Origin of the sequence: Mycobacterium sp. (genome assembly GCF_035697385.1) — a bacterium.
Classification (GTDB): Bacteria; Actinomycetota; Actinomycetes; order Mycobacteriales; family Mycobacteriaceae; genus Mycobacterium.
This window is the reverse complement of sequence record NZ_DASSCY010000300.1, coordinates 1-6,499: the sequence shown is the minus strand read 5'-3', so window position 1 is coordinate 6,499 and position 6,499 is coordinate 1. Positions and strand designations below refer to the sequence as shown.

At 68.1% G+C, this 6,499-nt stretch carries 7 protein-coding genes; all 7 read left to right on the top strand.

Going from position 1 to position 6,499, the window contains the following annotated elements; genetic code table 11:
• The first annotated feature begins 186 nt into the window (after positions 1 to 186).
• Positions 187 to 615, top strand: coding sequence for an organic hydroperoxide resistance protein (locus VFH65_RS25610; RefSeq protein ID WP_353325393.1), 429 nt, complete (start codon positions 187 to 189; stop codon positions 613 to 615).
• Between the two features lie 4 nt (positions 616 to 619).
• Positions 620 to 1,261 (top strand): sensor domain-containing protein, encoded by a 642-nt coding sequence (locus VFH65_RS25605; protein WP_353325391.1) that lies wholly within the window; start codon positions 620 to 622, stop codon positions 1,259 to 1,261.
• A gap of 133 nt (positions 1,262 to 1,394) precedes the next feature.
• Positions 1,395 to 2,657: an ergothioneine biosynthesis glutamate--cysteine ligase EgtA gene (gene egtA / locus VFH65_RS25600; RefSeq protein ID WP_353325395.1), complete on the top strand. Its 1,263-nt coding sequence runs from the start codon at positions 1,395 to 1,397 to the stop codon at positions 2,655 to 2,657.
• The gene (egtB, locus tag VFH65_RS25595) at positions 2,654 to 3,934 is read left to right on the top strand and encodes an ergothioneine biosynthesis protein EgtB (protein ID WP_353325389.1); all 1,281 of its coding nucleotides are present in this window, start codon (positions 2,654 to 2,656) and stop codon (positions 3,932 to 3,934) included. The genes egtA and egtB overlap by 4 nt, the downstream gene beginning before the upstream one ends.
• Complete coding sequence (egtC, locus tag VFH65_RS25590) at positions 3,934 to 4,626, top strand: ergothioneine biosynthesis protein EgtC (protein ID WP_353325387.1); 693 nt, start codon at positions 3,934 to 3,936, stop codon at positions 4,624 to 4,626. The genes egtB and egtC overlap by 1 nt, the downstream gene beginning before the upstream one ends.
• Entirely contained in the window at positions 4,623 to 5,588 is a 966-nt protein-coding gene (gene egtD / locus VFH65_RS25585) for an L-histidine N(alpha)-methyltransferase (RefSeq protein ID WP_353325385.1), read from the top strand. The genes egtC and egtD overlap by 4 nt, the downstream gene beginning before the upstream one ends.
• Positions 5,585 to 6,499, top strand: a 915-nt coding sequence (egtE, locus tag VFH65_RS25580; protein WP_353325384.1) for an ergothioneine biosynthesis PLP-dependent enzyme EgtE, incomplete at its 3' end; no start/stop codon positions are given. The genes egtD and egtE, both read left to right, overlap by 4 nt.

The following is a 6,499-nucleotide window of genomic DNA, read 5'->3' as shown; positions in this document are numbered from 1 at the left end:
CATGTTCAAGCAGCGCGCTGAAATGCCTTTCCCGATGGGCCCGACCGGTCAATTCGAGCGCGGTCCATTCGTTTTTCGGGCCCCCGACTTCCAGCCGCCCCAGGTTCCGCAGCCACCGGGCGGGCCGACGACGGCTCCCAGCCGGCCATAACGGCGAGCCGCCGAGGGCTGGCATGATCGAGCCCTATGAGCATCGAAGTCGTTTACACCGCTGAATCAACCGCGACCGGCGGCGGTCGCGATGGCCATGTGAAGTCCTCTGACGGCAAGCTCGACCTCGACACCCGCCCGCCGAAGGAAGCGGGCGGCAGCGGCGAGGGCGTCAACCCCGAACTGCTGTTCTCGGCCGGATACGCCGCGTGCTTCCTCGGCGCGCTGCGACTGGTGGCGCGGGACGACGACATCAAGCTCGACGATGCGTCCGGCGTCACCGCGCAGATCGGCTTCGGCAAGGACTCCGAGGGCGGATTCGGGTTGACCGCACACCTGATCGGCTACTTGCCCGGGCTGAAACATAGCGTCGCCGACGACCTGATGAACAAGGCCCACCAGGTGTGCCCGTACTCGAAGGCCACCCGCGGCAACATCGGCGTCGAGCTCTCGGCGAAGGTGTAGTCCGGTGCGTGCTCTCGCCATCGCCGGCGTCGGTCTGGCTGTCGCGCTGTCGGTGGCGGCACCGGCGACCGCGCGACCCTCCGATCCCGGAGTGGTGAATTACGCCGTGATGCCCAAGGGTTCGGTCGGCAATATCGTCGGCGCGACACTGAGGTTCGAATCGACGTTCACCGACCCGTTCCAGTCGTTCTACGTCGACAACCCGGTGTGCAACAACTGGGCCGACATCGGGCTGCCCGACGTGTATGCCGACCCGGACCTGGCGTCGTTCAACGGCGCGGTGGCCCAAGAGTCGCCGACCGACATGACTCACTTCGTCAAGCAGGCCGTCGGGGTCTTCGCCACCGCCGACGCGGCCGACCGCGCGTTCCACCGCGTCGTCGACAGGACTCTCGGTTGCAACGGTCAGACCACCGCCATGCACCTCGACAACCTCACCACCCAGGTGTGGACGTTCACGGGTGGTCCGGCAACGGCTACCGACGCCGACTGGGTCAAGCAGGAAGCCGGGGCCGATCGGCGGTGTTTCACCACCACCCGGAAACGGGAGAACGTTCTGCTGCAGGCGAAAGTCTGCCAATCCGGCAACGGCGGACCTGCGGTGAACGTGCTGGCCGGCGCCATGCAGAACACGCTGGGGCAATAGCGCCCCGCGAGTTTCGGGTACCCGTCACCGACGCGTCATTGAAAAATGGCGAGACTTTGTCGGTGCGCTCTGGAAGATGGAGTGAAGGCTCGTCCGCTCCATGACCGTTCCAACCCGGAAGGTGTGGCTGGAAATGACCTTCACCATCACGTCCGAGGTGGAAGAAGCGCAACTGACCAGCGCAGCCAGCGCTGCGTTGCACATCGGTGACACGTGCCTGCAGGACGGTCCCGTGGGGAAGGTGGGCCTGGAAGTCGAGGCCCACTGCTACGACCTGTCCGACCCGATGCGCCGCCCGACCTGGGCGGAACTGACCGATGTGATCGCTGGTCTGCCGCCGCTGCCGGGAGGAAGCGCCGTCACGGTCGAACCGGGTGGCGCAGTCGAACTGTCGGGACCGCCGATGGACGGTCCGCTGCCTGCCATCGCCGCGATGGCCGGCGACCGTGCCGTGCTGTGCGCGGCCTTCGCGCAGGCGGGGCTCGGATTGGTGTTGCTCGGTGCGGATCCGCTGCGGCCGGCGAAGCGCGTCAACCCCGGCGCCCGCTACCTCGCAATGGAGCAGTTCTTCATCGCCAGTCAGACGCAGGCCGCAGGCGCGGCGATGATGACGTCGACGGCGTCGGTACAGATCAACGTCGACGCGGGACCCCGTGACGGCTGGGCGGACCGGGTGCGCCTTGCCCACGCGCTCGGCCCGACGATGATCGCGATCTCAGCCAACTCGCCGTTGCTCGGCGGGAAGTTCTCCGGTTGGCAGTCGACCCGTCAGCGCGTGTGGAGTCAGCTCGACTCGGCGCGCTGCGGCCCCATCCTCGGCGCAAGCGGTGACGACCCTGCCAGCGATTGGGCGCGGTATGCCTTGCGTGCACCGGTCATGCTGGTGAAAACCCCTGACGCTCAACCCCTTACATCCTGGGTGCCATTCGCCGACTGGGCCGATGGCCGGGTGCCGCTTGGTGACCGCAGGCCGACGGAAGCCGATCTGGACTACCACCTGACAACACTCTTCCCGCCGGTGCGGCCCCGGCGGTGGCTGGAGATCCGCTACCTCGACAGCGTGCCCGATGCCGTCTGGCCAGCCGTGGTCTTCACACTCGTGACGCTCCTCGACGACCCCGCCGCCGCCGACATCGCCGCCGAGGCCACCGAAGACGTGGCGACCGCGTGGGATCGCGCCGCCCAGGTCGGGCTCGGCGACCGGCGTCTGCAGTCCGCCGCCGTCCGCTGCGTGCAGGCCGCCGCCGAACGCGCTCCGGCCGAACTCGAGGAATCGATGCAGCGGCTGGTGCGTTCGGTCGAACTAGGTCGCTGTCCGGCCGACGACTTCTCCGACCGGGCGGTGAAGTACGGCATCGGCCCTGCGGTCGGTCAACTGGCGCGAGGAGAAATGTGACGTCACGCGAAACGCTGGCGCGTGAGCTGACGAAGGCACGGGATCGCACGCTGCGGCTCGTCGACTTCGACGACGCCGAATTGGGTCGCCAGTACGACCCGTTGATGAGCCCGCTGGTGTGGGACCTCGCGCACATCGGCCAACAGGAAGAACTATGGCTGCTGCGCGAGGGCAACCCTGACCGGCCGGGGATGCTGCCCCCGCAGGTGGATCGGCTCTACGACGCGTTCGTGCACTCGCGGGCCAGCCGCGTCGAACTGCCGCTGTTGCCGCCCGCCGACGCCAGGGCGTACTGCAACACCGTGCGCAACAAGGCGCTGGACACCCTCGAGAACCCGGACTTCGACGACGAGGCGAGCTTCCGGTTCGGCCTGGTGATCAGCCATGAGAACCAGCACGACGAAACCATGCTGCAAGCGCTGAACCTCCGGTCGGGGCCGGCGCTGCTCGACTCCGGATCGGCACTGCCGCCAGGGCGCCCCGGCGTGGCAGGCACCTCGGTGCTGGTGCCGGGCGGCGAATTCGTCCTCGGCGTGGACGCGGTCACCGAACCGCATTCCCTGGACAACGAACGCCCGGCGCACGTCGTCGACGTGCCGGCATTCCGCATCGGCCGCGTCCCGGTCACCAACGGCGAGTGGCGGCAGTTCATAGACGATGGCGGCTACCAGCAGTCGCGTTGGTGGTCGGACCGCGGATGGACGCACCGGCAGCAGGCGGGCCTGACCGCGCCGCAGTTCTGGAATCCCGACGGCACCCGCACCCGGTTCGGCCACGTCGAGGACATCCCCGCCGACGAACCCGTGCAGCACGTCACGTATTTCGAGGCTGAGGCGTACGCGGCCTGGGCAGGTGCCCGGCTGCCAACAGAGGTGGAGTGGGAGAAGGCCTGCGCGTGGGATCCCGAGGCGGGTACGCGGCGGCGCTACCCGTGGGGAGCCTCGGAGCCGACGTCGCATCTGGCCAACCTTGGTGGCGACGCGCTGCGGCCTGCCCCCGTCGGTGCCTACCCGGCGGGCGCATCGGCCTACGGCGCCGAACAGATGCTCGGCGACGTGTGGGAGTGGACGACATCACCGCTGCGGCCCTGGCCGGACTTCACGCCGATGATCTACGACCGGTATTCGCAGCCGTTCTTCGACGGCGAGTACAAGGTGCTGCGCGGCGGGTCGTGGGCAGTCGCGCAGAGCATTCTGCGGCCCAGCTTCCGCAATTGGGACCACCCGATCCGGCGGCAAATCTTCTCCGGCGTCCGGCTGGCGTGGGACGTCAGCTGATGTGCCGTCATCTGGCGTGGCTCGGTGAACCGTGTTCGGTGGCGTCGATGGTGCTGGATCCGCCGTACGGGCTACTGGTGCAGTCATATTCGCCGCGACGGCAGAAACACGGGCTGATGAACGCCGACGGCTGGGGCGTGGGCTTCTTCGACCACGGTGTCGCGCGGCGGTGGCGCAGCGCCACGCCGATGTGGGGCGACGCTTCGTTTGCGTCTATCGCCCCCGCGTTGACCAGTGGCTGCATCCTCGCTGCGGTGCGCTCGGCCTCCATTGGCATGCCGATCGAACCGTCCGCGTCGGCGCCGTTTTCCGACGGGCTTTGGCTGCTCTCGCACAACGGCCTCGTCGACCGTGCCGTGCTGCCACTGTCGGCCAAGGCCGAATCCACAGTAGACAGCGCGCTGCTGGCGGCGCTGATCTTCGAACGCGGGCTCGACGCACTTGGCGACACGATCGTCGAGGTGGCCGCCGCCGATCCCAATGCTCGACTGAACATATTGGCGGCCAACGGAACTCAACTGCGCGCCACGACGTGGGGCGACACCCTGTCGGTGCTGCGTCGAGACGACGGCGTGGTGCTGGCCAGCGAACCGTATGACGACAACCCGGAATGGCAGGAGATCCCCGACCGACACCTTGTCAAGGTTGAGGGCACTCGTGTCGAATTGATCCCGCTGAAAGGATCGCCATGACCTTGTCCCTGTCCAACTACCTGGCCGCCGACTCGGCCGCCCAGGCGCTGCGCCGGGATGTGCGCGACGGCCTGACGCAAACTCCGAAAACGTTGCCGCCCAAATGGTTTTACGACTCGGTCGGAAGCGACCTGTTCGATCAGATCACCCGCCTGCCCGAGTACTACCCGACCCGTGCCGAGGCGCAGATCCTGCGGGAGCGCGCCGCGGAGGTTGCGGTCGCATCGGGCGCCGATACCCTGGTCGAACTGGGCAGCGGCACCTCTGAGAAGACGCGATTGCTGCTGAATGCGTTGCGCGACAGTGGATCCCTTCGCCGATTCATTCCCTTCGACGTCGATGCCAGCGTGCTGAATGCGGCGGGCACGGCGATCCGGAAGGAGTACCCGGGCGTCGAGATCGACGCGGTATGCGGTGATTTCGAGGAGCATCTCGGCAAGATCCCCAGGGTTGGCCGCCGCCTGGTCGCGTTCCTCGGGTCGACGATCGGCAACCTGACAACCGGCCCGCGCGCCGAGTTCCTCGCCGCGTTGTCGGAGACCTTGCAGCCCGGCGACACCCTGCTGTTGGGCACTGATCTGGTGAAGGACACCGGCCGCCTGGTCCGGGCCTACGACGACAGTGCCGGCGTGACGGCCCGCTTCAACCGCAACGTGCTGGCGGTCGTCAACCGTGAATTGGACGCCGACTTCGATCTGGACGCCTACGAACATGTCGCCCGCTGGAACGCCGACGAGGAGCGGATCGAGATGTGGCTGCGGGCAAGCCGCGCGCAGCGGGTGCACATCGCTGCGCTGGACCTGACCGTCGACTTCACCGCGGGCGAGGAGATGCTCACCGAGGTGTCGTGCAAGTTCCGGCCCGACGGGGTGGCCGCGGAATTGGCGGGGGCGGGTCTGCGGCGGACGCACTGGTGGACCGATCCCGCAGGGGATTTCGGGCTCTCGTTGTCGATCAAATGAGTCTCGCCGAGCATTGGCGTGCGGCCAGGCCGAAAGTCGCCGGGCTGCATCTGGACAGCGGCGCATGCTCACGGCAGAGCTTTGCCGTCATCGACGCAACCACGCAGCACGCCCGTCACGAAGCAGAGGTCGGCGGATATGTGGCCGCCGAGGCCGCAGCACCGGTGCTGGACGCGGGACGCGCCGCGATCGGCGTCCTGACTGGGATGAGCGGCGACAACGTGGTCTTCACCACCGGCTCCAACAACGCCCTCGACATCCTGCTGACGAGCTGGCCGGGGGAGCGCACAATCGCCTGTCTGCCCGGCGAGTACGGCCCCAACCTCGCGGTCATGGCCGTGAACGGGTTCCAGGTGACGCCGCTGCCCGCGGACGGTGACGGCCGGCTGCTCGTCGACGACGCCGCCCGTCAGCTGGCCGACAACCCGCCCGCGATCGTGCACCTGACTCCGCTGGCCAGCCATCGTGGTCTTGCTCAGCCCCTGCACGAGCTCGCCGATGTCTGCCGGGATCTCGGCCTGCATCTGGTGGTCGACGCCGCACAGGCGCTGGGCCACCTGGACTGCGCAGTCGGCGCATCGGCGGTCTACAGCTCGTCGCGCAAATGGATGGCAGGCCCGCGGGGCGTTGGCATGCTGGCGATTCGGCCCGAACTCGCGCAGCGCCTTCGGCCGCGGCTGCCTCCGCCGGAATGGGGTCTACCGTTGTCGGTGTTGGAGTGCCTCGATCTGGGTGAGACGAATGTCGCTGCACGGGTGGGGTTTTCGGTTGCGCTCGGCGAGCACATGTCGGCGGGGCCGGCACAGATCCGCGACCGGCTGGCCGAGGTCGGCCAGTTGACGCGCGGGGCACTGGCACAGGTCAGCGGCTGGCGGGTCGTCGAGCCGACCGACGAGCCGACGGCGATCACC